The sequence below is a fragment of the Paracoccus zhejiangensis genome (assembly GCF_002847445.1).
Taxonomy (GTDB): Bacteria; Pseudomonadota; Alphaproteobacteria; order Rhodobacterales; family Rhodobacteraceae; genus Paracoccus; species Paracoccus zhejiangensis.
The window spans coordinates 2,790,804-2,812,082 of sequence record NZ_CP025430.1 but is presented as its reverse complement, the minus strand read 5'-3'; the positions used below and the strand labels follow the sequence as shown (position 1 = coordinate 2,812,082).

Here is a 21,279-nt window from a genome sequence, read left to right as displayed (position 1 = left end):
ATCTGCCACCCGGTTCGGGGAGGAATCGCATGAAGAAAACCATCTGTCTCGCGCTGGCGCTGCTGCTGGCCCCCATTGCGCCAGCCCATGCGGGCGAGGCCGGCGATGCGGTCTTTGCCGAACGCGGTCCCTGGTCCTTGGGCGACAAGACCCTGGTCTGGTCCGAGACCGTCAAGGGCCCCGAGGCCGAGGGCTTTCGCGCCGTCGAGGGCGGCACCCTGACCCTCTCCGAGACCATCGACCCCTCGGACGGCAAGCCGGTCTTGCAGATCAACCACGATTCGAACGATTTCGAGCGCAAGGTCGGCCCCTTCCCGATCTCGGGCGGTGATCCGGTGCTGACTTTCTTCCTGGAGCGCACTGCACGCGACATGGCCGCGCTGACCGGCGGCAGCCCCTTCTATATCCGCAACCGGATGAAGGATGCGCTGTTCGGTGCGGGCAGTCTCAGCCGCGACGGCGACACGGTCGAGGCGCGGTTCAAGCCGTTCGAAAGCGATCCGAATGCGGCCCGCATGAACGGCTTCGAGACGCTGGAACTGGTCTTCACCATCGGTGGCCCCAAGGCGCCGATCCGCGAGCTTCTGGCCCAGACCGCCGGTGACAGCCCCGGCTATGTGAACCATCTGGTGATGCAATGAGGCGGGCGGCTGCGCTGCTGGCCGTCCTCGCCGCGCCGCTGGCCGGACCGGCTGCCGCGCAGGAGCTGAACGATTTCCCCACCAATGCCCGCGCGGAATACGTCTTTGCCTGCATGGCGACCAATGGCCAGAACCGCAACATGCTGGACCGCTGTTCCTGCGCCATCGACCAGATCGCCAGCGTCATCACCTACGAGGATTACGTCAGCGCCGAGACGGTGCTGGCGATGCGGCAGGTCTCGGGCGAGCGGGCCAGCATGTTCCGTGGCATGCCCGAGATGACCGAAATGGTCGCCACCCTGCGCCGCGCCGAGGCGGAAGCTGAAATTCTCTGTTTCTAGTCCTCCGGGCGCTTCGCATGGGTCGCGGACGCCTTGACCCCCATTGTCGGGAATCGGGGCCTGTGCCACCCTCGGGCCGGTTTCAACCGAGGTTCCCATGCGCCGTTTCACGATTTCCCTGCTTGCCGCCGCCCTGATCTCTGCCTTCGCCGTGCCAGCCGCGCTGGCGCAGGATCACCCGCTGATCCCGCCCAAGCGCATGGCGGTCACGCAGGATGTCGATTTGCCGGGGAACGACCTGCGGCAGGTTTTCGATGTCAGCATGGATGCCTGCCTGCGCAATTGCATGGCCGATCAGGATTGCGCGGCCGTCACCTATAACGCCCGCGCCTCGTCCTGCTTTCCCAAGGGATCGGTGGGCCAGGCCACCCCATTTCAGGGCGCCTATTCCGCCCGTGTGCTGATGACGCCCGCCCCCGCGCAGGATCTGGCACAGCGCCGGGCCGAGGCCGCGCCCTTCATTGGCGAGCATCTGCTGCGCTCGGCGCTGGAACAGGCCGAGGGCATGTCGGATCACCTGACCGGCGGGCTCGATGGGGCGAGCCTCGCGCAATATGCCCATGATGCGATGGGGAATGGCGATCCGGTGCAGGCGCAAAGGCTGCTGGGCGCGGCCATCGTGCTGGATGACCGGGCCGAGGATTGGGGCGGCTTTGCCGAGCTGATCCTGTCGCAGGACAACGGCAATCTGCAGCCGGCGCAGACGGCGGCGGTGAATGCCTATCTGCGGTCCGAGGGTGATGCCACCGCTGCGGAATCGCTGTTCCTCTTGTCGCGTATCTGGGAGGATGACGGGCGCGGGCGGGACGCGCTGTCGGCGCTGCGTCTGGCCGATACGCTGGACGCGCGCGAGGATATCGCGCTGGCCCTGCAGGACGCCGAAAGCAAATACGGCTTCCGCATGATCGACCAGATCGTCGAGGCCGACCGCGCCATGCCGCGCATCTGCGCCCAGTTCTCGGAACAGCTGCGGCCCTCTGTCGACTACACCCCCTATGTCGCCCTGTCCGAAACGGGCCTTTCGGTTCAGGCCGAGGGCGACCGGCTGTGCGTCGCCGGCCTGACCCATGGCGCACGCTATGATCTGACCTTCCGCAAGGGCCTGCCCGCCGAGACCGGCGAGGCGCTGTGGCGCGATGTGGCGATGACCCAATATGTCCGCGACCGCGCGCCGCTGGTGCGCTTCGAGGGTCGCAACTATGTCCTGCCGCGCATGGCCGATGCCGGGCTGCCGGTGGTGACGGTGAATACCGAGCATCTGGACCTGCGGCTGATCCGCGTCTCGGACCGCAACCTGGTGCAGACCTTGCGCGACCGCTATATGGCGCGGCCGCTGGATTACTGGGCCGAGCAGCAGGTCACCGACAATCTGGGCGAGGTGGTCTGGCAGGGTCAGGCCGATGTGGGCAGCCAGTTGAATGCCGAGATGACCACCCGCCTGCCGATCCAGGAGGTCACCGGCCCGCTTGGCGCGGGGATCTATGCCTTGCAAGCGCAGGTGCCCGAGACCAGCCCGGACGAGGTGGCGACGGCGACGCAATGGTTCGTCATCTCGGATCTGGGCATTTCGGCGCTGGAGGGCGCGGACGGGATGCAGGTCGTGGTGCGCGGGCTGACCGATACCGGACCGCGCGCCGGGGCGCGGGTGGCACTGCTCTCCCGCGGCAACGAGATCCTGGCCGAGGTTCAGACCGACGATCAGGGGCTGGCGCGCTTCGTGGCCGGCGAGACGCGGGGCGAGGGCAATGCCGCCCCCGCCGCGATCACCGTGGCGGATGGCGATGACATGGCCTTCCTGCCGCTGACTGATCCCGAATTCGACCTCTCTGATCGCGGTGTCGAGGGCCTGCCGCCGGCGCCGCCGGTCGATGTGTTCCTGACCACTGAACGCGGTGCCTATCGCGTGGGCGAGACGGTTCATGCCACCATCCTTGCCCGCAAGGGTGCCGATCAGCGCGCGATCTCCGGCCTGCCGCTGACCGCGGTGCTGACCCGTCCCGACGGGGTGGAACTGACCCGCCAGATCGCGCCCGAAGCCGGGGCGGGCGGTCATACTGCCGATTTCACCCTGCCGGTGACTGCGCCGCGCGGGACATGGCGGCTGGATGTCTTCGCCGATCCTGAAGCACCGGCGCTGGCCAGCACCAAGCTGCTGGTCGAGGATTTCCTGCCCGAACGGCTGGATTTCGCCCCCGAGCTGCCCGAAGGCCCGCTGGCGATGGATGCGCTGCCGCAGGTCTCGGTTGACGTGCGCTATCTTTTCGGCGCGCCCGGTGCGGGTCTGCCGGTCGAGGGCGAGGTGCGACTGTCCGCCGCCGACAGCCTTCCGGACCATGAGGGCTATCAGTTCGGGTTGCAGGATCAGCGCTTCGATCCGCGTGCCGAGATGCTGGTCGGGGGCGAGACTGACGATCAGGGACATCTGACCCTGACCGCGACCTTGCCGGAAGACGCGGCACAGGCGGCGCGGCCGCTGAAGGCCGATTTCATCCTGTCGGTACGCGAAGGCTCGGGCCGCCCGGTCGAGCGGGTGGTGACCCGCACGGTCCTGCCTGACCAGCCCGTCGCCGGCATCCGCCCGATGTTCGGAGGCGGCGCCGTGGGCGAGGGCGAGGAGGCCCGTTTCTCGGTCATCACCATCGGCCCGGATGGCCGGCAGGTGGCGGTGCCCGCCAGCTGGGTCGTGAACCGGATCGAGACGGATTATCAGTGGTATTCCATGGATGGCCGTTGGGATTACGAGATGATCACCCGGCGGGTGAAGCTGTCCGAAGGGGCGGTGACGCTGGCCGCCAATCAGCCCGCCGAGGTTGCCGTGCCGGTCGACTGGGGCCGCTACGAGATCGTGGTGACGCCCGAGGGCGGCGGCGCGGCCTCCACTGCCTTCGATTCCGGCTGGTACACGGTCGCCGGATCGCTCGAGACGCCGGATCGGCTGTCGGTGGCGCTCGACAAGCCGCGCTACAGCGCCGGCGAGACCGCGCTGGCGCTGGTCGATGCGCCGGCGGATGGCACAGCGATCGTCTCGGTGCTGACCAACCGGGTTGTGGATCTGAAGCTGGTGCCGGTGGCGGCGGGCGAGAACCGGATCGAGCTGCCGGTGACCGATGCCTGGGGCACGGGGGCCTATGTCACCGTCAGCGCCCTGCGCGCAGTTGGTGCCGAGGGCGGTCATGCGCCGGTGCGGGCGCTGGGTCTGGCCCATACCGGGATCGAGCCGGGCGACCGGGCGCTGGCGACGACCATCGAGGCGCCCGCCGAGGCCGATCCGCGCGGTCTGCTGCCGGTGACCCTGCGCGTTGCGGGTGCGGCGCCGGGTGATACGGTTCATGCCACGCTGGCGGCGGTCGATCTGGGCATCCTGAACCTTACGGCGTTCAAGTCGCCCGATCCGTCGGAGCATTATTTCGGCCAGCGCCGCCTTGGCGTGGCGATCCGCGACCTTTACGGGCGGCTGATCGACGGGCAGGCGGGCGCGCAGGGCGCGATCCGTTCGGGCGGCGATGCGATGAACGCGGTCTCGACCCAGTCGCCGCCGCCGACCGAGGATCTGCTGGCCTGGTTCTCGGGCCCGCTGACGGTTGGCGAGGATGGCACGGTCAAAGCCGAGATCCCGCTGCCGGCCTTCAACGGCACGGTGCGGCTGATGGCCGTCACCTGGTCCGACAAGGGTGTCGGTCAGGCGCAGCAGGACGTGCTGGTGCGCGATCCGGTGGTGCTGACCGCCTCGGCCCCACGCTTCCTCGCGCCGGGCGATCAGGCGCGGGTGCTGCTGGAACTGACCCATGCCAGCGGCCCGGCGGGCGAGGTCGGGCTGGCGGCAACCGGCGATGGTATGGTCCTTGGCGCGCTGCCGGCCTCGGTCACGCTGGCCGAACTTGGCACCGAACGGCTGAGCCTGCCGATCACCGCGCCGGAAAGCGAGGGGCCGGTTTCGCTGGCCCTGTCGGTGACCACACCCGATGGCAAGCTGCTGGAGAAACGCCTGAGCATTCCGGTTCTGGCGAATGGCGCGAGGGTCAGCCATGAAAGCCGCATCACCCTCGCCTCGGGCAGCGACCTGACCCTGCCGGCAGAGCTTCTCGAAAACATGGTGCCGGGCACGGCCAGCGCCACGCTGGCGCTTGGCCCGGCGGCGCGTTTCGATGCGGCGGCGATCCTGCGCGGATTGGCCGAATACCCCTATGGCTGCACCGAGCAGATCACTTCGCAGGCGATGCCGCTGCTGGCCTTCTCGCAGGCGGCCGAGGGGATGCCGGATGCGGATCGCGCATCGGAACGCATCGATCAGGCCATCTCCCGCGTGCTGACCCGGCAGGATTCCAGCGGTGCCTTCGGCCTCTGGTCGGCAGAGGGCGGGGACACCTGGCTGAACGCCTATGTCACCGATTTCCTCTCGCGCGCCCGGGCGGCGGGGCACGAGGTGCCCGATCAGGCCTTCCGCATGGCGCTGGACCGGCTGCGGAACACGGTGAACTATGCCGCCGATTTCGATGCCGACAGCAACGGCGGCGGCGAGGCGCTGGCCTATGCGCTAATGGTGCTGGCCCGCGAGGGCGCGGTGCCGGTGGGCGATCTGCGCTATTATGCCGACGAGAAGGGCAGCGATTTCGGCACGCCGCTGGCGATGGCGCAACTGGGATCGGCGCTGGCCATGTATGGCGACCAGCGCCGCGCCGATGCGATGTTCTCGCGTGTGGCGCAGCGGCTGAACGACACGGGCGACGAGGCCTATGTCCTGCGCGCCGATTACGGCACGCGGCTGCGCGATCTGGCCGGCGTTCTGGCGCTGGCGGCCGATGCGGGCAGCGAGGTGCTGTCGCTGGACGGGCTGGGGGCCAGCCTTGCCGAAAGCCTGCGCGGCCAGACACTGTCGCCGCAGGAATCGGTCTGGTCGCTGATGGCCGCCGGGGCGCTGGCCAGTGGTGCCAATGGCGAGGGCTTCACCCTCAACGGCCAGCCGCTCGGCTCGGCGCTGATCCGCGACGTGACCGGCGATGGCGGGGCCGTCATCCATAACGGCTCGGGCCGGGAAGAGTTGCTGACCCTGACCCTGACCGGCCTGCCATCCGTGCCGGAACCGGCGGGCGGCAAGGGCTATACCATCACTCGCGAGTACTACACGCACGAGGGCGAGCCGGTCGATCCGGGCACGGTGGCGCAGGGCGCGCGGCTGGTGGCTGTGCTGACCGTGACGCCGCATCAGGAGGGCGGTGGCCGGCTGATCATCGATGACCCGCTGCCTGCGGGCTTCGAGATCGAAAACCCGCACCTGATCAGGCAGGGCGACAATGCCGCGCTGGACTGGCTCGAGGCGCTGACGGATGTGCAGACCTCGGAATTCCGCGATGATCGCTTCATCTCGGCGGTGGACTGGACCTCGGTCGACAGCTTCCGGCTGGCCTATAATGTCCGCGCCATCACGCCGGGGCAGTTCGCCCATCCGGCGGCCAGCGTCATGGACATGTATCGCCCCGACTGGCGGGCCTGGACCGACGCGGGCAGCACGACCGTGACCGAGTGATGCGCCGCTTCGGGCTTTTCGCGCTGGCCCTGCTGCTGTTTGCGGTGGGGCTGGCGCGGGATGCGCTGGAGGATTGGGTGGCGCGGACCGAGTTGCCGGTGCTGGCCGTTGTCACCGGCTCCGAGATCGTCGCCCGCGATGGCAGCCTGCTGCGCGCCTTTGCCGTCGCCGATGGCCGCTGGCGGTTGGAGCCGGGGCCGGTCGATCCGGGCTTCATCAACATGCTCTTGGCCTATGAGGATCGTCGGTTCTACCGCCATGCGGGGGTCGATCCGCTGGCGCTGGTTCGCGCGGCGGGGCAATCGGCCCTGGCGGGGCAGGTGGTCTCGGGCGGCTCGACCCTGACCATGCAGGTGGCGCGGCTGCTGGAGGAAGGCCCGACCGGAGAGTGGCATGGCAAGCTGCGGCAGATGCGCGTGGCACTGGCGCTGGAGCGGCGGCTAACGAAGCCGCAGATCCTCGATCTCTACCTGCGGCTGGCGCCCTATGGCGGCAATCTGGAAGGCGTGCGCGCCGCCAGCCTGTCCTGGTTCGGGAAGGAGCCGCGCCGGCTGACCCCGGCTGAATCCGCCCTGCTGGTCGCCCTGCCGCAATCCCCCGCCGCCCGTCAGCCCGACCGCAACCCGGACAACGCCTTGAGGGCGCGCGACCGCGTGCTGGCCCGAGCGGTCAGGGAGGGCGTGCTCGATACCGATCAGGCGCGTGCGGCAGGTTCGACCGCCCTGCCCCGCCATCGCCGCCCCTTCCCCGCGCTGGCCCCGCATCTGACCGCGCGCCTGCACCGCGAAAATCCGACGGCCTTGCGCATTGCCACCACCATCGATGCCCCCCTGCAACGCGCCGCCGAGGCGCTGGCCCGCCGTGCCGTGGCCGGTCAGACCGAACGGATCACCGTCGCCATGCTGCTGGCCGATCACCGGACCGGCGAGATTCTGGCGCAGGTGGATGGCGCGGAATGGACCAACACCGCACGCGCCGGTTTCGTGGAAATGTCCGAGGCCTTGCGTTCGCCTGGATCGACGCTGAAGCCCTTTGTCTATGGACTGGCCTTCGACGATGGGATGGCCCATCCCGAAACACTGATTGAGGACCGGCCGGTGGCCTTCGGGCGCTATGCGCCGCAGAATTTCGACCGCAGTTTTCACGGCACGGTAACGGTGCGGGCGGCGTTGCTGGCCTCGCTGAACATCCCGGTGGTGCGGCTCGCCGATGCCGTCGGCCCGGCCCGGCTGATCGACACGCTGGACCGTGCCGGCGCGCATCTGGTGGTGCCGGGCGGCCAGCCGGGGCTGGCGGTTGCGCTTGGCGGGGCCGGGATCAGCCTGCATGGCCTTGTCGCCGCCTATGCCGGGCTGGCAGCGGGGGGCGAGGCGGTGGCGCTGTCGCCTTTGCCCGAAAAGGGCGGGCCGACGGGTCGGCGCTTTCTGGGCGAGGTTGCGGCCTGGCAGGTCGGCAATATCCTGTCGCAGATGAACCCGCCGCCCGGTGGTGCGCCGGGCCGCATCGCCTACAAGACCGGCACCAGCTATGGCCACCGGGATGCGCTGGCCGTCGGTTTCGACGGCGGCCATGTCGGCGGGGTCTGGATGGGCCGGGCCGATGGCACGCCGGTTCCGGGCGCTTTCGGTGGCGATCTGGCCGCGCCGCTGCTTTTCGAGCTTTTCGACCGGGCGCGGGCGGGCGGCACGCCCTTGCCGCCCCCGCCACCCGCCACGCTGACCCTGCCCACCGCGCACCTGCCGCAGCCCCTGCGCCAGTTCCGTGCGCCGGGTGAGGCGCTGGCCGCGAAACCGGCGGATGCGCCGAAGATGGCCTTTCCGCCAGATGGCGCCCGGATCGAGGCGCCCGAGGGTCGGCTGCTGGTCAAGGTCATGGATGGCGCGCCGCCCTTTACCTGGCTGGCCGATGGCCGCCCGGTCGCCATCGCCCGGGGCGAGACCGCGCTGGAACTGGACCTGACCGAGACCGGTCCGGTGCGGATCTCGGTCATCGACGTGCGGGGCAGGGCGGATTCGGTGACGGTCGATCTGCATCGGTGAGCGGGAATCATCTTGACGCAGCTTCTGGAACGTTCTAATTAATCGCTGGAACGGTCCAGACTCGGGGGAACAGGCATGCGTTGGGGTTTGATCGGGGCCAGCAACATCGCGTCCCAGCACATGATCGGGGCGATGCGGGCGACGGGGGGCGAGGTTCGCTCGGTTCTGTCCTCCAGCGCAGATCGCGCACGCGACTATGCCGCCGCCAATGGCATCGCCACGGGTTACGCCGATCTGGCCGAGATGCTGGCCGATCCGGACCTGGACGCGGTCTACATCTCGACCACCAACGAGAAGCATTTCCCGCAGGCCATGGCCGCCATCGCGGCGGGCAAGCATGTGCTGTGCGAAAAGCCGCTGGCCATGTCGGTCGACGATGCCGTGACCATGGTGCGAGCAGCCAAGGATGCCGGGCTGGTCTTTGCCACCAATCACCATCTGCGCAATGCCGGCAGCCATCTGGCAATCCGCGATCTGGTCGCTTCGGGCCGCATCGGCACGGTTCGCAGCGTCCGGGTGTTCCACGCCGTCCACCTGCCGCCGCATCTGCAGGGTTGGCGCATCGACAATCCGGCGGCGGGCGGCGGGGTCATTCCCGATATCACCGTCCACGACGCCGATACCGTGCGCTTCCATCTGGGCGAGGACCCGGTCGAGGTCGTCGCCATGACCGCACAATCCGGCATGGGGCAGGGTGTCGAGGACAGCGTGATGTCGGTCTGGTCCATGCCCTCGGGCGCGCAAGTTCAGGCGCATGAAAGCTTTACCCACCGGTTCGCCGGCACCGGGATCGAGATCCACGGCAGCGAGGGCTCGATCTTCGCGCGCAACGTCATGACCCAGCAGCCGGTCGGAGAGATCACGCTGGTCACGGCCGCAGGTGCCGAGCCGGTCAGCTATCCGACCCATGACCTTTACGAGCGTGCGGTTGGCCTTTTCGCCGATGCCGTCGCCGGCAAGGGCTACCCCTCGGCCGATGGCCGCGATGGCGTTGCCTCGCTGGCCGTGGCCGAAGCCGTGGCCGAGGCCGCCCGGACCGGGCGCCGCACCGCCGTCAATTACGGAGGACTGTGATGTCCAAGATCGTCAGCGCCGCCGAGGCGGTCGCTCGCATCGCCGACGGGGCCGTGGTCACCGTCTCCTCTTCTTCGGCGCTCGGTTGCCCCGATGCGGTGCTGAAGGCCCTGGGCGAGCGTTTCGACGCCGAGGGCCATCCGCGCGACCTGACCACGCTGCACCCCATCGCGGCGGGTGACATGTATGGCGTGAAGGGCGTCGATCACATCGCCAAGGACGGGCTGTTGAAGCGCATCCTTGGCGGTTCCTATCCCTCGGGCTCGTCGAACCTGCCGATGCCCGAGATCTGGAAGATGATCGTGGAAAACCGGGTGCTGGCCTATAACGTGCCTTCGGGGATCATGTTCGACATGCATCGCGACGTGGCCGCGCGGCGACCCGGGGTCCTGACCCGGGTAGGGCTCGACACCTTCGTCGATCCGATCCGGCAGGGCTGTGCCATGAACGAGGTCGCGGCCGCCGAACCCATCGTCTTCCGGCAGGAATTCGGCGGTCAGACCTGGCTGCATTTCCCCAATATCACTCCGAATGTCGCCATCATCCGCGCCACCACGGCGGATGAGGATGGCAACCTGACCTATGAACATGAAGGTGCCTATCTCGGTGGTCTCGATCAGGCCATCGCCACGCGCAACCATCGCGGGCTGGTCATCGCGCAGGTCAAGCGCGTCACCGCCTCGGGCAGCCTGCGCCCCCATGACGTGCATGTGCCGGGCCATCTGGTCGATCTGGTCGTGGTCGCGCCCGATCAGCGCCAGACCACGGAAACCGATTATGACCCCGCCATCTCGGGCCAGATCATGCGCCCGTGGTCCAGCTTTTCGCTGGCCGAGCATGGGGTGGAGAAAATCATCGCCCGCCGCGCCGCACTGGAACTGCGTCGCGGCCAGACGGCGAACCTCGGCTTCGGCATTTCCGCCATGGTGCCGCGCATCCTTCTGGAAGCCGGCGAGCCGCAGGCGGTGACTTGGGCCATCGAGCAGGGCGCCGTCGGGGGAATGCCGCTGACCGGCTTTGCCTTCGGCTGCGCCTCGAACGCCTATGGATACGTCCCCTCGCCGAACCAGTTCAGCTATTTCCAGGGTGGCGGCTTCGACATGTCCTTCCTGTCCTTCCTCGAAGTGGACGTGCAGGGCAATGTGAACGTGTCGAAGCTGGGCAAGAAACCCTATCTGACCGCCGGCTGCGGCGGCTTCGTCGACATCACCGCCAATGCCCGCAAGATCGTCTTCTCGGGCTTCTTCGAGGCGGCGGCAGAGTTCGACCTGTCTGAAAACGGTCTGCGCATCTCGAAGCCGGGCAAATTCACCAAGATGGTGGAGGAGGTCGAGCATGTCACCTTCTCGGGCGCCCGCGCCGTCGAGACCGGGCAGGAGGCGATCTATATCACCGAGCGCTGCGTGATCCGGCTGACGCCCGAGGGACTGGTCGCCACCGAGATCATGCCGGGGATCGAGCCTGCGCGCGACATCGTCGCCGCCTCGCAGGGCCGGGTGAAGGTGGCGGAAAACGCCATCACCATGCCGAAATCGCTGCTGGTCGAGGGTCCGATGGAGCTGGCGCTGTGAGCGGTGCGGTTCATCTGGACACCCAAGGCGGCATTGCCACCCTGCGACTGGACAACCCGACTAAGCTCAATGCCTTCACGCCCGAGATGCTGGCGCAGCTGGCCGCGCATTGCGACACACTCGACCGGGATACCGCCGTGCGGGCGGTGTTGCTGACCTCGGAAGGCGAGCGGGCCTTCTGCGCCGGGGCCGATATCAAGGCCTGGGCCGGCTATGCCCCCGCCGAATTCGCCCGCATCTGGGTCCGCGACGGGCATCGCATCTTTGACCGCCTCGCCCGGCTGTCGAAGCCGACCATAGCCGTGTTGCAGGCCCATGCCTTTGGCGGCGGGCTGGAACTGGCTTCGGCCTGCGATATCCGGGTGATCGCACCCGCTGCCACGCTGGCTTTGCCCGAAAGCCAGGTCGGCATTGTTCCGGGCTGGTCCGGCACACAGCGCATCGCGCGGCTGCTGCCCGAGCCGATGCTGAAGGAAATGGCCCTCTTCGGTCGCCGGATCAGCGCCGAGCGCGCGCTGGCCTGCGGCTTCGTGGCCGAGATCGCGGATGATCCGGCGACCACCGCGCGGGCCATCGCCGAAAAGCTGCTGACGACTTCGCCGCGTGCGACCGAAGTGGCGAAATACATGATCCATGCCGGTGTGGGCGAGGATCGCGATGCCATGATCGAGGCGCTGGGGTCGGGCATGATCGCCGCCAGTGCCGACAAGGCCGAAGGCGTGGACGCCTTTGCCCATAAACGCAAACCCGTCTTCCCGGGAACCTGAGCCATGACCGAGTTTACCCTGATCCCCGCCAGCGGCGCCGCCGTGCCGGCTGAACCCTTCACCGGCCGCCACCTGATCGATGGCCTGTGGAAAGACAGCGCCGATGGCGCGACCTTCGACCGTGTCTCACCCTCGCACGGCGTGCTGGTCAGCCGCTCGGCCAAGGGTGGCGAGGCCGAGGTTCTGGCCGCCATTGCCGCCGCCCGCCGGGCCTTTGACGCCGGTGACTGGAGCTTCTCCTCGGGCAAATCGCGCTCCGAGATCCTGAACCGTGTGGCCGATCTGATCGACCGCGACCGCGAGCGCATCGCCCGGATCGAGGTGCTGGAATCGGGCAAGCCCATCGCGCAGGCGCGGGGCGAGATCGAGGGCGCGGCGGATATCTGGCGCTATGCGGCGGCGCTGGCGCGGATGGCGCATGGCGACAGCCACAACAATCTGGGCCCCGACATGCTCGGGCTGGTGCTGAAGGAACCGATCGGGGTGGCCGCGATCATCACGCCCTGGAATTTCCCCTTTCTGATCGTCAGCCAGAAGCTGCCCTTTGCGCTGGCCGCCGGTTGCACGGCGGTGGTGAAGCCCTCGGAAATGACGCCCTCGACCACGGTGATCCTGTTCGAGCTGCTGGAAGAAGCCGGCCTGCCCGCGGGCGTGGCCAACCTGGTGCTGGGATACGGCGATCCGGTGGGTGCGGTCATGACCACCCACCCCGATGTGGACATGGTCAGCTTCACCGGCTCGACCGGGGTGGGCAAGCGCATCGTCGCGGCGGCCTCGGGCACGCTGAAGAAGGTGTCGCTGGAACTCGGGGGCAAGAACCCGCAGGTGATCTTTCCCGATGCCGACCTGGATGCGGCGGCGGATGCGATTGCCTTTGGCATCTATTTCAACGCCGGCGAATGCTGCAATTCCGGCAGCCGGATCATCGTGCACGAGGACGTGGCCGAGGCGCTGACCGACCGCATCGCGGTCCTGTCGCGCAAGGTGCCCTTCGGCGATCCGCTGAGCGATGCGACGCAGGTCGGGGCGATCATCTCGGACGAGCATCTGGGCAAGATCGACGGCTATGTGCGCGAGGCACAGGCGGCGGGTGCCAAGGTGGTGATCGGCGGCGGCGTGCTGGCGGTGCCGGGGCTCGACGGGCGCTTCTATGCTCCGACCGTGGTGGCGGGGGTGACGCCGGACATGGCCATCGCGCGGGAAGAGGTGTTCGGGCCCGTCCTGTCGGTCCTGACCTTCAAGACCGAGGACGAGGCGATCGAACTGGCGAACAACGCGGCCTACGGTCTTTCGGCCGGGGTCTGGAGCCTCGATGTCCATACCTGCCTCAACTTCGCCCGCAAGGTGCGCGCCGGCACGGTCTGGACGAACACCTGGATGGACGGTTTTGCCGAGCTGCCCTTCGGCGGGGTGAAGGAAAGCGGGCTGGGCCGCGAACTCGGCCGTTTTGGCATCGAGGAGTATCTGGAGCTGAAGACCGTGCAGATGCGCGTCGCGCGCGGCCGCAACAACTGGGTCGCGGGATGATCCGCCTAGGCGTCCTGGCGGAAGTCGGTTCCGGGGGGCAGCAGCACCTGCAGCCCCGTCGGATCCTCGCCCGCCAGCGAGCGCAAGAGGATATCACCCATCGCCCGGCCCGTCTGGCGCAGGTCCTCGGTCAGGGCGTCGATGCGCGGGCGCAAGAGGTCAAAGACACCGCTCGCGCGCTTGGCCACGACGTCAATGTCGCGGCCGATCTGCAGCCCGATATCGGCGCTGGCGGCCATGGCGATCAGGGCGGCGATCTCGCCCACGCAGATGATGCCGTCGGGCCGGTCGGGCTGGGACAGTCGCTGGCGCATCCAGGCGGTAGCCTGATCCTGCGGACTGTCCAGCGTGATCTCGTCAGGCAGTTCCACGGTGATCCCGGCGGCCCGCGCCGCCGCGACCGCGCCCCAGCGCAGATGCTGGGAAAAGGTATAGCGGGCCGGCGGCAGGATCATCAGCGGCCGGGTCCGGCCATGGGCCAGCAGCCGCTGGATGGCGATGCGGGCGAAAGCCTCGTTGTCGTAATCGACCGAGGGGTGGGGCACGGAAAACTCGGTCCGGCCATGGCAGACGAAGGGAAAACCCTGCTCGGTCAGGTAGCGCACGCGGGGATCGAATGGCTCGGTCCGGTTGAAGATGATGCCATCCCCCAGCCGGCCCTCGACGATCTGGCGCACGGCGGTCAGGCGGTCGCGTTCCAGAATGTCGGGAAACAGGGTCACGGAATAGCCGGTGCCGGCCAGCGCCTCGGAGAGACCGCCCAGCATCTCGTGGGTGAAGCTGAGGAATTCGTGGTCGAGGTTCAGCAGCACCTGGATCACCTTGGTGCGCCCGGTGCGCAGCCGCTGCGCCGCCCGGTCGGGGACATAGCCGAGCCGTTCGGCGGTTTCGGCCACCAGCGCGCGGGTCGTCGCGGCGATTCGCGGGTCGTTCGACAGCGCCCGCGACACCGTGGTCACGGCCAAGCCGGTCTCGCCCGCGATGGTGCGCAGCGTGACCCGGGCGCGGGTCGGCGAAGGGGCGGATGTATCGGGCAGGGCAGACCTCGGTTTCTGACTTGGGATGAGGTTACGCTAGGTGTGTGCAACGATACAACAATTTTTCGTCGCTGCGCTGCAGCACGCGAAGTCCTTGCGTTTACTGCAAATTCGCTGCGCTGTCGGGCGAAATATTTTTGTTGACGAGTCGGGTGTTTATAACGTTTTAATTACCCACTCCCCGCCAGACGGGGAAAGACAACCGGGAGGAGAAACATGAAAATTCTTGCGAAGGCCGGTGTTTCGGCCCTGGCGCTGACCCTTGCCCTGTCCGCTGCGGCACAGGCCGAGGATGTCGAGGTGCTGCACTGGTGGACCGCCGGTGGCGAGGCCGCGGCGCTGAATGTGCTGAAGGAAAACCTGGCCGGACAGGACATCGGCTGGAAGGACATGCCGGTGGCCGGCGGCGGCGGCGAGGCGGCTATGACCGCGCTGCGCGCCCGCGTGACTGCAGGCGACCCGCCCACCGCCGTGCAGATGCTGGGCTTCGACATCCTGGACTGGGCCCAGCAGGGCGAAGTCCTTGCCGACCTGAACGAGGTTGCAGCTGCCGAGAACTGGGACGCGGTGATCCCCGCGGCTATCCAGAAATTCAGCAAGCCCGACGGCACCTGGATCGCCGCGCCGGTGAACGTGCACTCGACCAACTGGGTCTGGGCCAACAAGGCCATGCTAGACGAGATGGGCATTGCCGAGCCGACCACCTGGGACGAGTTCATCGCCGCCCTGCAGAAGGTGAAGGATTCGGGCAAGGTCGCGCTGGCCCATGGCGGTCAGCCCTGGCAGGACGCCACCATCTTCGACAGCGCCGTGCTGGCGACGGGCGGACCCGAGCTTTACACCAAGGCCTTCATCGATCTGGACCCGGCGGCGCTGAACTCGCCCGAGATGGTTCAGGCCTTTGACAAGATGACCCAGCTGCGTGGCTTCGTGGATGACAACTTCTCGGGCCGCGACTGGAACCTGGCCTCGGCCATGGTCATCAACAACGAGGCTGCCTTCCAGATCATGGGTGACTGGGCCAAGGGCGAATTCCTGAACGCGGGCAAGGTGCCGGGCACCGATTTCCTGTGCTTCCGGGTGCCGGGCACGGCGGGCGTCGTGACCTTCAACAGCGACGAATTCGTCATGTTCAAGCAGGGCGATGACGCCGCCAAGCAGGCGCAGAACGCCATGGCCAGCGCCATCGAATCGCCCGAGTTCCAGATCGCCTTCAACAAGGTGAAGGGCTCGGTCCCGGCGCGGACCGACGTGGCCGACACCGATTTCGACGATTGCGGCAAGAAGGGCATGGCCCAGCTGAAGGAAGCGTCGGAAAAGGGCACGCTGCTGGGCTCGATGGCCCATGGCCACGCCAACCCGGCTGCCGTGAAGAACGCGATCTATGACGTGGTGACCGCGCATTTCAACGGCGAGTACGACAGCACCCAGGCCGCCGAAGAGCTGGCCAATGCGGTCGAAGCTGCACAGTAAACCGTGACCGGGCGGGGCCGCACGAGCGGCCCTGCCCACCCCCCTTCTGCCCCTGATCTGAGCCCGATCACCCGCCCCGGCGGCATGATGGCTCGCACCTTGCAAGGGAGATATCATGGCCTCCGTCCACAGCACGGCCGAACCCGATTTCCGCACCAAGCTTCAGGACTGGCTGCCCAAGCTGGTTCTGTCGCCCTCGGTGGCGGCGATGGTGGTCTTCGTCTATGGCTTCATCGTCTACACGATCTACCTGTCCTTCACCGACAGCAAGATGCTGCCGAGCTATGACTGGGTCGGGTTCAAGAACTATGCCACCCTGTTCGGCCTCTCGGCCTGGAGCACGGCGCTGGTGAACCTGGCGGTCTTTGCCAGCCTCTATATCGTCATCTGCATGGCCATCGGGCTGCTTCTTGCCATCTTCCTCGACCAGAAGATCCGTGGCGAAAGCGTGCTGCGTCCGATCTATCTCTATCCCATGGCGCTCAGCTTCATCGTGACCGGCACGGCGTGGAAATGGTTCCTCGATCCCGGCATAGGGCTGGAGCACACCATGCATCTCTGGGGCTGGGAAAGCTTCAAGTTCGGCTGGATCAAGGATCGCAACATGGCGATCTACACGCTGGTCATCGCGGCGGTCTGGCAATCCTCGGGCTTCGTCATGGCGATGTTCCTTGCCGGGCTGCGCGGCATCGACAACGAGATGCTGAAGGCCGCCCAGATCGATGGCGCCTCGAACTGGCAGCTTTATCGCCGGATCGTCATTCCGCTTTTGCGCCCGGCCTTCATGTCGGCCTTCGTGATCCTCGCGCACCTTGCGATCAAGTCCTATGACCTCGTCATCGCCCTGACCGGCGGCGGACCGGGCCGGGCGACCGAGCTGCCCGCGACCTTCATGTATTCCTATACCTTCACCCGCAACCAGATGGGTGTCGGCGCGGCTTCGGCAGTCATCATGCTGATGGGCGTGGCGGCGGTGATGGTCCCCTACATCTATTCCGAGCTGAAGGAGAAGAAGTGATGGCTGTCGCGACACAGGACACGGCCGTCCGCACCGGCCGCATCACCCGCACCTTCATCTACGTGGTGCTGATCTTCTTCGCCTGCTTCTACCTGCTGCCCTTCTTCATCATGGTGGTGAACAGCCTGAAGCCGCTGCCCGAGATCACCGGCGGCAACATGATGGCCCTGCCCAAGGAACCGACGATCGCCCCCTGGCTCTCGGCCTGGTCCACGGCGCAGATCGGGGTCGAGGCGACGGGCCTGAAACCCTATTTTCTGAACTCGATCCTGATGGTCGTGCCCGCCGTGGCGATCTCGACCGTGCTGGGGGCGCTGAACGGCTATATCCTGACCAAGTGGCGCTTTCGCGGTGATACGATCCTGTTCGGGCTGATGCTGTTTTCCTGCTTCATCCCGTTCCAGATTGTCCTGATCCCGATGGCGCGCATCCTTGGCATCCTTGGCCTTGCGAGCACCATTCCCGGGCTGATCCTCGTCCATGTGGTCTATGGCATCGGCTTTGCCACGCTGTATTTCCGCAATTACTATGCCGCCGTGCCGACCGAGCTGGTGCGTTCCGCCCAGATCGACGGGGCCGGGTTCTTCCAGATCTTCTGGCGGATCATGCTGCCGCTGTCAGGGCCGATCACCATCGTCTGCATCATCTGGCAGTTCACCAATATCTGGAACGACTTCCTCTTCGGCGCCTCTTTCGCGGGCAGCAACCCGCCGATGACCGTGGCGCTGAACAACCTCGTGCAATCCTCGACCGGGGTGAAGGAATACAACGTCCATTTCGCCGGCGCGATTCTCGCCGCGCTGCCCACCCTGCTCGTCTACATCGTCGCCGGCCGCTACTTCGTGCGCGGGCTGATGGCTGGCTCCGTGAAAGGCTGATCCCATGAGCTTTCTCAATATCGACAACGTCACCAAGGCTTACGGGAATGTCGAGGTGCTGCACCGCGTCGACATCGCCGTCGAAGAGGGCGAGTTCCTGGTTCTCGTCGGCCCCTCGGGCTGCGGCAAGTCCACGCTTCTGAACATGATCGCCGGGCTCGAGAACATCTCCGGCGGGACGATCTCGATCAAGGACCGGGTGGTCAACGACGTTCACCCGTCCAAGCGCAATATCGCCATGGTGTTCCAGAGCTATGCGCTCTACCCGAACATGACCGTCGGCCAGAACATCACCTTCGGCATGGAGATGCACAAGATCCCCAAGCCCGAGCGGGACAGGAAGCTGGCCGAGGTGGCGAAGCTGCTGCAGATCGAGCAATTGCTGGCACGCAAGCCCGGGCAATTGTCGGGCGGCCAGCGGCAGCGGGTGGCGATGGGCCGCGCACTGGTGCGCGACCCGGACGTGTTCCTGTTCGACGAGCCGCTTTCGAACCTCGACGCCAAGCTGCGCGTCGACATGCGGACCGAGATCAAGAAGCTGCACCAGAACCTCGGCACCACCATCGTCTATGTCACCCACGACCAGATCGAGGCGCTGACCCTGTCGACCCGCATCGCGGTGATGAACAAGGGCTATGTGCAGCAGCTTGGCACGCCGAAAGAGATCTATGACAACCCGGCGAACATGTTCGTCGCCAGCTTCATGGGCAGCCCGTCGATGAACCTGCTGCCGGCCAAGCTGGTCGATCACAACGGCGCGCTGGCGGCGGAACTGACCGACTCGAATGGCGGATCGCTGCGCCTTCCGCTGTCGCAGCAGGGCGCGGGTCTTCGGGCGCATCTGAACAAGAACGTCATCCTCGGCATCCGGCCCGAGGCGATCACCGATGCAGAAGGCGCGGACAAGCGGGCGCAGAACCTGCAACCCCTGCGCAACATGGTCTCGGTGACGGAACCGGCGGGGTCGGACACCTTTGTCACCATGTCGCTCTCGGGCAAGGATTGCGTCGCGCGGATGCGCGCGGATGCCGATGCACGGCCGCGTCAGGATTTCGACTTCACCGTGAACATGGACAAGGCAGTGCTGTTCGATCCGCAGACCGAGGAACGGATCGACCAATGAGCCAGCCCGATGTCATCATCATCGGCTCCGGCATGGGCGGGGCGACGGTTGCCGCCGCCCTTGCCCCCACCGGCCGCCGCATCCTGATCCTCGAGCGTGGCGAGCGCCTGCCCGACACGCCCGAGGCCCGCGACCCGGTGGCGATCTTCCGCGACGGCCATTACCGCCCGACCGAGGAATGGCTGGACGGGGCGGGCAAGCCGTTCAATCCGGGCAATTACTACTATGTCGGCGGCAACACGAAGTTCTACGGCGCGGTGCTGTTGCGCTATCGCGCCGAGGATTTCCGTCCGATGGTGCATCTGGGCGGCACCACCCCCGGATGGCCGGTCGGTTACGACGAATTCGAGCCGTGGTATTCGCGGGCCGAGCAGATGTTCAATGTGCGCGGAGAGTTGGGCGATGACCCCAGCGAACCGCCGCACTCCGCGCCCTATCCCTTCCCCCCGGTGCCGGATGAGCCCGAGATTGCGGATCTGCGCGCCCGGCTGAAATCGGTCGGCCTGCATCCCTCCAGCCTGCCGCTTGGCGTCGATATCGACCGCTGGCTGGCGGCGGCAAGGACCCCCTGGGATGCGTTTCCGAACACCGGCCCCGAACTGGGCCGTGGAAAGATGGATGCAGAATCGATTTCCCTTGCCTTGGCATTGGAACGTTCTAATGTGCAGCTTATGACAGGAATCAGGGTTCAAAAGCTGCTTGCGGACGGATCGGGCCGCATAACCGGCGTTCTTGCCGAACGCGGCGGGCGTGCCGAAACCATCAGCTCGCCGGTGATCGTTCTGGCGGCGGGCGCGGTGAATTCGGCGGCCATCCTGCTCGCCTCGGCCAATGACAACCATCCAACCGGACTGGCCAACAGCTCGGATCAGGTCGGGCGGAACTTCATGAACCATAATTGCTCCGCGGTGCTGGCGATCCACCCCTTCCGCAAGAACCGCACGATCTATCAGAAAACGCTGCAGGTGAATGATTTCTACCTGAAGGGCGGGCCGGACAACCGGCCGCTGGGCAATATCCAGCTGCTGGGCCGCATTTCCCGGCCGATCCTCGCGGCCACATCGGGCCTGCCGGGCTGGCTTGCCGGGCCGATCTCGGACCGGGCCATCGATCTTTACGCCATGTCCGAGGACCTGCCCGATCCCGACAGCCGGGTCAGCCTGAAGAACGGCCAGATCATGCTGGACTGGAAGCGTTCGAACTGGGCGGCGCATGAGGCGCTGGTGACGGTGCTGAAGCAGAAGCTGAAGAAGGCGGGATTCCCACTGGTGCTGTCAAAGCCATTCGACCGCCGCACCCCCTCGCATCAATGCGGCACGCTGCGGATGGGCAACGACCCGGCGACCAGCGTGGTGGGTCCGCGCGGGCGCAGCCACGATCACCCGAACCTCTTCATCGCTGATGCGGGCGTGCTGCCGACCTCGGCGGCGGTGAACCCGGCGCTGACCGTGGCCGCACATGCGCTGCGCGTGGGCGACGAGATCGCGCGGACGGAGACGGGGGCATGAGCCGCATCGCGCTGATCACCGGCGGCCAGCAGGGCATCGGGCTCGGGATTGCCGAGGCGCTGGCCGGCGCCGGCTTTACTCCGGTTCTGGCCGCGCAACTGCCCGAGGATGACGCCACGGTACTGGCGGCGCTGACCCGGCTTGGTCGCAAGGCCCGCTATCTCCGCCACGATCTGGCCGAGGTCGCGGCGGTCCCGGCGCTTCTCGAGCGGATCGAGGCCGAGGCCGGGCCGGTGACCACGCTCATCTCCAATGCCGGTGTTCCCGCCCGCATCCGCGGCGACATGCTGGACCTGACGCCCGAGAATTTCGACTTCGCCACCGACATCAACCTGCGCGGCGCCTTCTTTCTGGCGCAGGCCGTGGCGCGGCGAATGCTGGCGCTGGACGGGTCGGATTATCGCTCGATCATCTTCGTCACCTCGGTCAGCGCGGCGATGGTGTCGATCGAGCGGGCAGAATATTGCATCTCGAAATCCGCCGCCGCGATGATGGCGCAGCTTTTTGCCGTGCGGCTGGCGCCGGCCGGCATCGGCGTCTTCGACATCCGCCCCGGCATCATCGAAACGCCGATGACGGCGGGCGTCGCCGATAAATACACCGCCCGGATCGAGGGCGGTCTGGTTCCCGCCGCGCGCTGGGGTCAGCCTTCGGACATTGCCGAGGCTGTGGTGCCGCTGGCCGAAGGCCGCATGGGTTTCGCCACCGGTGCCGTGATCCCCGTCGATGGCGGGCTTTCCATTCCAAGGTTGTGACAG

15 protein-coding genes are annotated in these 21,279 nt (G+C 67.0%); 14 read left to right on the top strand and 1 reads right to left on the bottom strand.

Annotated elements, in window-relative coordinates; all coding sequences use genetic code 11:
- Positions 1 to 29 precede the first annotated feature (29 nt).
- From CX676_RS13495 to CX676_RS13460, 8 genes are all read left to right on the top strand, one after another.
- Complete coding sequence (locus tag CX676_RS13495) at positions 30 to 641, top strand: hypothetical protein (protein ID WP_101753088.1); 612 nt, start codon at positions 30 to 32, stop codon at positions 639 to 641.
- Positions 638 to 982 carry a hypothetical protein gene (locus tag CX676_RS13490; protein ID WP_101753087.1) on the top strand — a complete coding sequence of 115 codons (345 nt, stop codon included), beginning with the start codon at positions 638 to 640 and terminating at the stop codon, positions 980 to 982. Before CX676_RS13495 ends, CX676_RS13490 begins: the two co-directional genes overlap by 4 nt.
- 97 nt (positions 983 to 1,079) lie before the next feature.
- Complete coding sequence (locus CX676_RS13485) at positions 1,080 to 6,506, top strand: alpha-2-macroglobulin family protein (RefSeq protein ID WP_101753086.1); 5,427 nt, start codon at positions 1,080 to 1,082, stop codon at positions 6,504 to 6,506.
- Positions 6,503 to 8,545, top strand: a complete 2,043-nt coding sequence (gene pbpC / locus CX676_RS13480; protein WP_198590194.1) for a penicillin-binding protein 1C — start codon at positions 6,503 to 6,505, stop codon at positions 8,543 to 8,545. The genes CX676_RS13485 and pbpC overlap by 4 nt, the downstream gene beginning before the upstream one ends.
- Positions 8,546 to 8,620: 75 nt before the next feature.
- Positions 8,621 to 9,619, top strand: coding sequence for a Gfo/Idh/MocA family protein (locus tag CX676_RS13475; RefSeq protein ID WP_101753084.1), 999 nt, complete (start codon positions 8,621 to 8,623; stop codon positions 9,617 to 9,619).
- Positions 9,619 to 11,190 (top strand): acyl CoA:acetate/3-ketoacid CoA transferase, encoded by a 1,572-nt coding sequence (locus CX676_RS13470; RefSeq protein ID WP_101753083.1) that lies wholly within the window; start codon positions 9,619 to 9,621, stop codon positions 11,188 to 11,190. The genes CX676_RS13475 and CX676_RS13470 overlap by 1 nt, the downstream gene beginning before the upstream one ends.
- Complete coding sequence (locus tag CX676_RS13465) at positions 11,187 to 11,957, top strand: enoyl-CoA hydratase/isomerase family protein (RefSeq protein WP_101753082.1); 771 nt, start codon at positions 11,187 to 11,189, stop codon at positions 11,955 to 11,957. Before CX676_RS13470 ends, CX676_RS13465 begins: the two co-directional genes overlap by 4 nt.
- Before the next feature lie 3 nt (positions 11,958 to 11,960).
- Entirely contained in the window at positions 11,961 to 13,484 is a 1,524-nt protein-coding gene (locus tag CX676_RS13460; protein ID WP_101753081.1) for an aldehyde dehydrogenase family protein, read from the top strand.
- Between the two features lie 5 nt (positions 13,485 to 13,489).
- Here CX676_RS13460 and CX676_RS13455 read toward each other — a convergent pair whose 3' ends face one another.
- A complete protein-coding gene (locus CX676_RS13455) occupies positions 13,490 to 14,443 on the bottom strand; it encodes a LacI family transcriptional regulator (protein ID WP_232816455.1) in 954 nt (317 codons plus the stop codon).
- 294 nt (positions 14,444 to 14,737) lie between these two features.
- Here CX676_RS13455 and CX676_RS13450 point away from each other — a divergent pair, with 294 nt between their 5' ends.
- The 6 genes from CX676_RS13450 (at position 14,738) to CX676_RS13425 (ending at position 21,276) form a co-directional block, all read left to right on the top strand.
- Positions 14,738 to 15,994, top strand: coding sequence for an ABC transporter substrate-binding protein (locus CX676_RS13450; RefSeq protein WP_101753079.1), 1,257 nt, complete (start codon positions 14,738 to 14,740; stop codon positions 15,992 to 15,994).
- Positions 15,995 to 16,109: 115 nt separating this feature from the next.
- A complete protein-coding gene (locus CX676_RS13445; protein ID WP_101753078.1) occupies positions 16,110 to 17,012 on the top strand; it encodes a carbohydrate ABC transporter permease in 903 nt (300 codons plus the stop codon).
- Positions 17,012 to 17,890, top strand: a complete 879-nt coding sequence (locus CX676_RS13440; RefSeq protein ID WP_101753077.1) for a carbohydrate ABC transporter permease — start codon at positions 17,012 to 17,014, stop codon at positions 17,888 to 17,890. Before CX676_RS13445 ends, CX676_RS13440 begins: the two co-directional genes overlap by 1 nt.
- Before the next feature lie 4 nt (positions 17,891 to 17,894).
- Entirely contained in the window at positions 17,895 to 19,013 is a 1,119-nt protein-coding gene (locus CX676_RS13435) for an ABC transporter ATP-binding protein (RefSeq protein ID WP_101753076.1), read from the top strand.
- A complete protein-coding gene (locus tag CX676_RS13430) occupies positions 19,010 to 20,521 on the top strand; it encodes an FAD-dependent oxidoreductase (protein ID WP_101753075.1) in 1,512 nt (503 codons plus the stop codon). Before CX676_RS13435 ends, CX676_RS13430 begins: the two co-directional genes overlap by 4 nt.
- Positions 20,518 to 21,276, top strand: a complete 759-nt coding sequence (locus CX676_RS13425) for a 3-ketoacyl-ACP reductase (protein ID WP_101753074.1) — start codon at positions 20,518 to 20,520, stop codon at positions 21,274 to 21,276. Before CX676_RS13430 ends, CX676_RS13425 begins: the two co-directional genes overlap by 4 nt.
- Positions 21,277 to 21,279: the final 3 nt, after the last annotated feature.

Bases quoted from the DNA above. Each gene is read 5' to 3' on its own strand.
- CX676_RS13425 (WP_101753074.1), top strand. From the start codon at position 20,518: ATGAGCCGCATCGCGCTGATCACCGGCGGCCAGCAGGGCATCGGGCTC.
- CX676_RS13440 (WP_101753077.1), top strand. From the start codon at position 17,012: ATGGCTGTCGCGACACAGGACACGGCCGTCCGCACCGGCCGCATCACC.
- CX676_RS13485 (WP_101753086.1), top strand. From the start codon at position 1,080: ATGCGCCGTTTCACGATTTCCCTGCTTGCCGCCGCCCTGATCTCTGCC.
- CX676_RS13490 (WP_101753087.1), top strand. From the start codon at position 638: ATGAGGCGGGCGGCTGCGCTGCTGGCCGTCCTCGCCGCGCCGCTGGCC.
- CX676_RS13445 (WP_101753078.1), top strand. From the start codon at position 16,110: ATGGCCTCCGTCCACAGCACGGCCGAACCCGATTTCCGCACCAAGCTT.
- CX676_RS13495 (WP_101753088.1), top strand. From the start codon at position 30: ATGAAGAAAACCATCTGTCTCGCGCTGGCGCTGCTGCTGGCCCCCATT.
- CX676_RS13435 (WP_101753076.1), top strand. From the start codon at position 17,895: ATGAGCTTTCTCAATATCGACAACGTCACCAAGGCTTACGGGAATGTC.
- CX676_RS13470 (WP_101753083.1), top strand. From the start codon at position 9,619: ATGTCCAAGATCGTCAGCGCCGCCGAGGCGGTCGCTCGCATCGCCGAC.
- CX676_RS13475 (WP_101753084.1), top strand. From the start codon at position 8,621: ATGCGTTGGGGTTTGATCGGGGCCAGCAACATCGCGTCCCAGCACATG.
- CX676_RS13430 (WP_101753075.1), top strand. From the start codon at position 19,010: ATGAGCCAGCCCGATGTCATCATCATCGGCTCCGGCATGGGCGGGGCG.
- CX676_RS13450 (WP_101753079.1), top strand. From the start codon at position 14,738: ATGAAAATTCTTGCGAAGGCCGGTGTTTCGGCCCTGGCGCTGACCCTT.
- CX676_RS13460 (WP_101753081.1), top strand. From the start codon at position 11,961: ATGACCGAGTTTACCCTGATCCCCGCCAGCGGCGCCGCCGTGCCGGCT.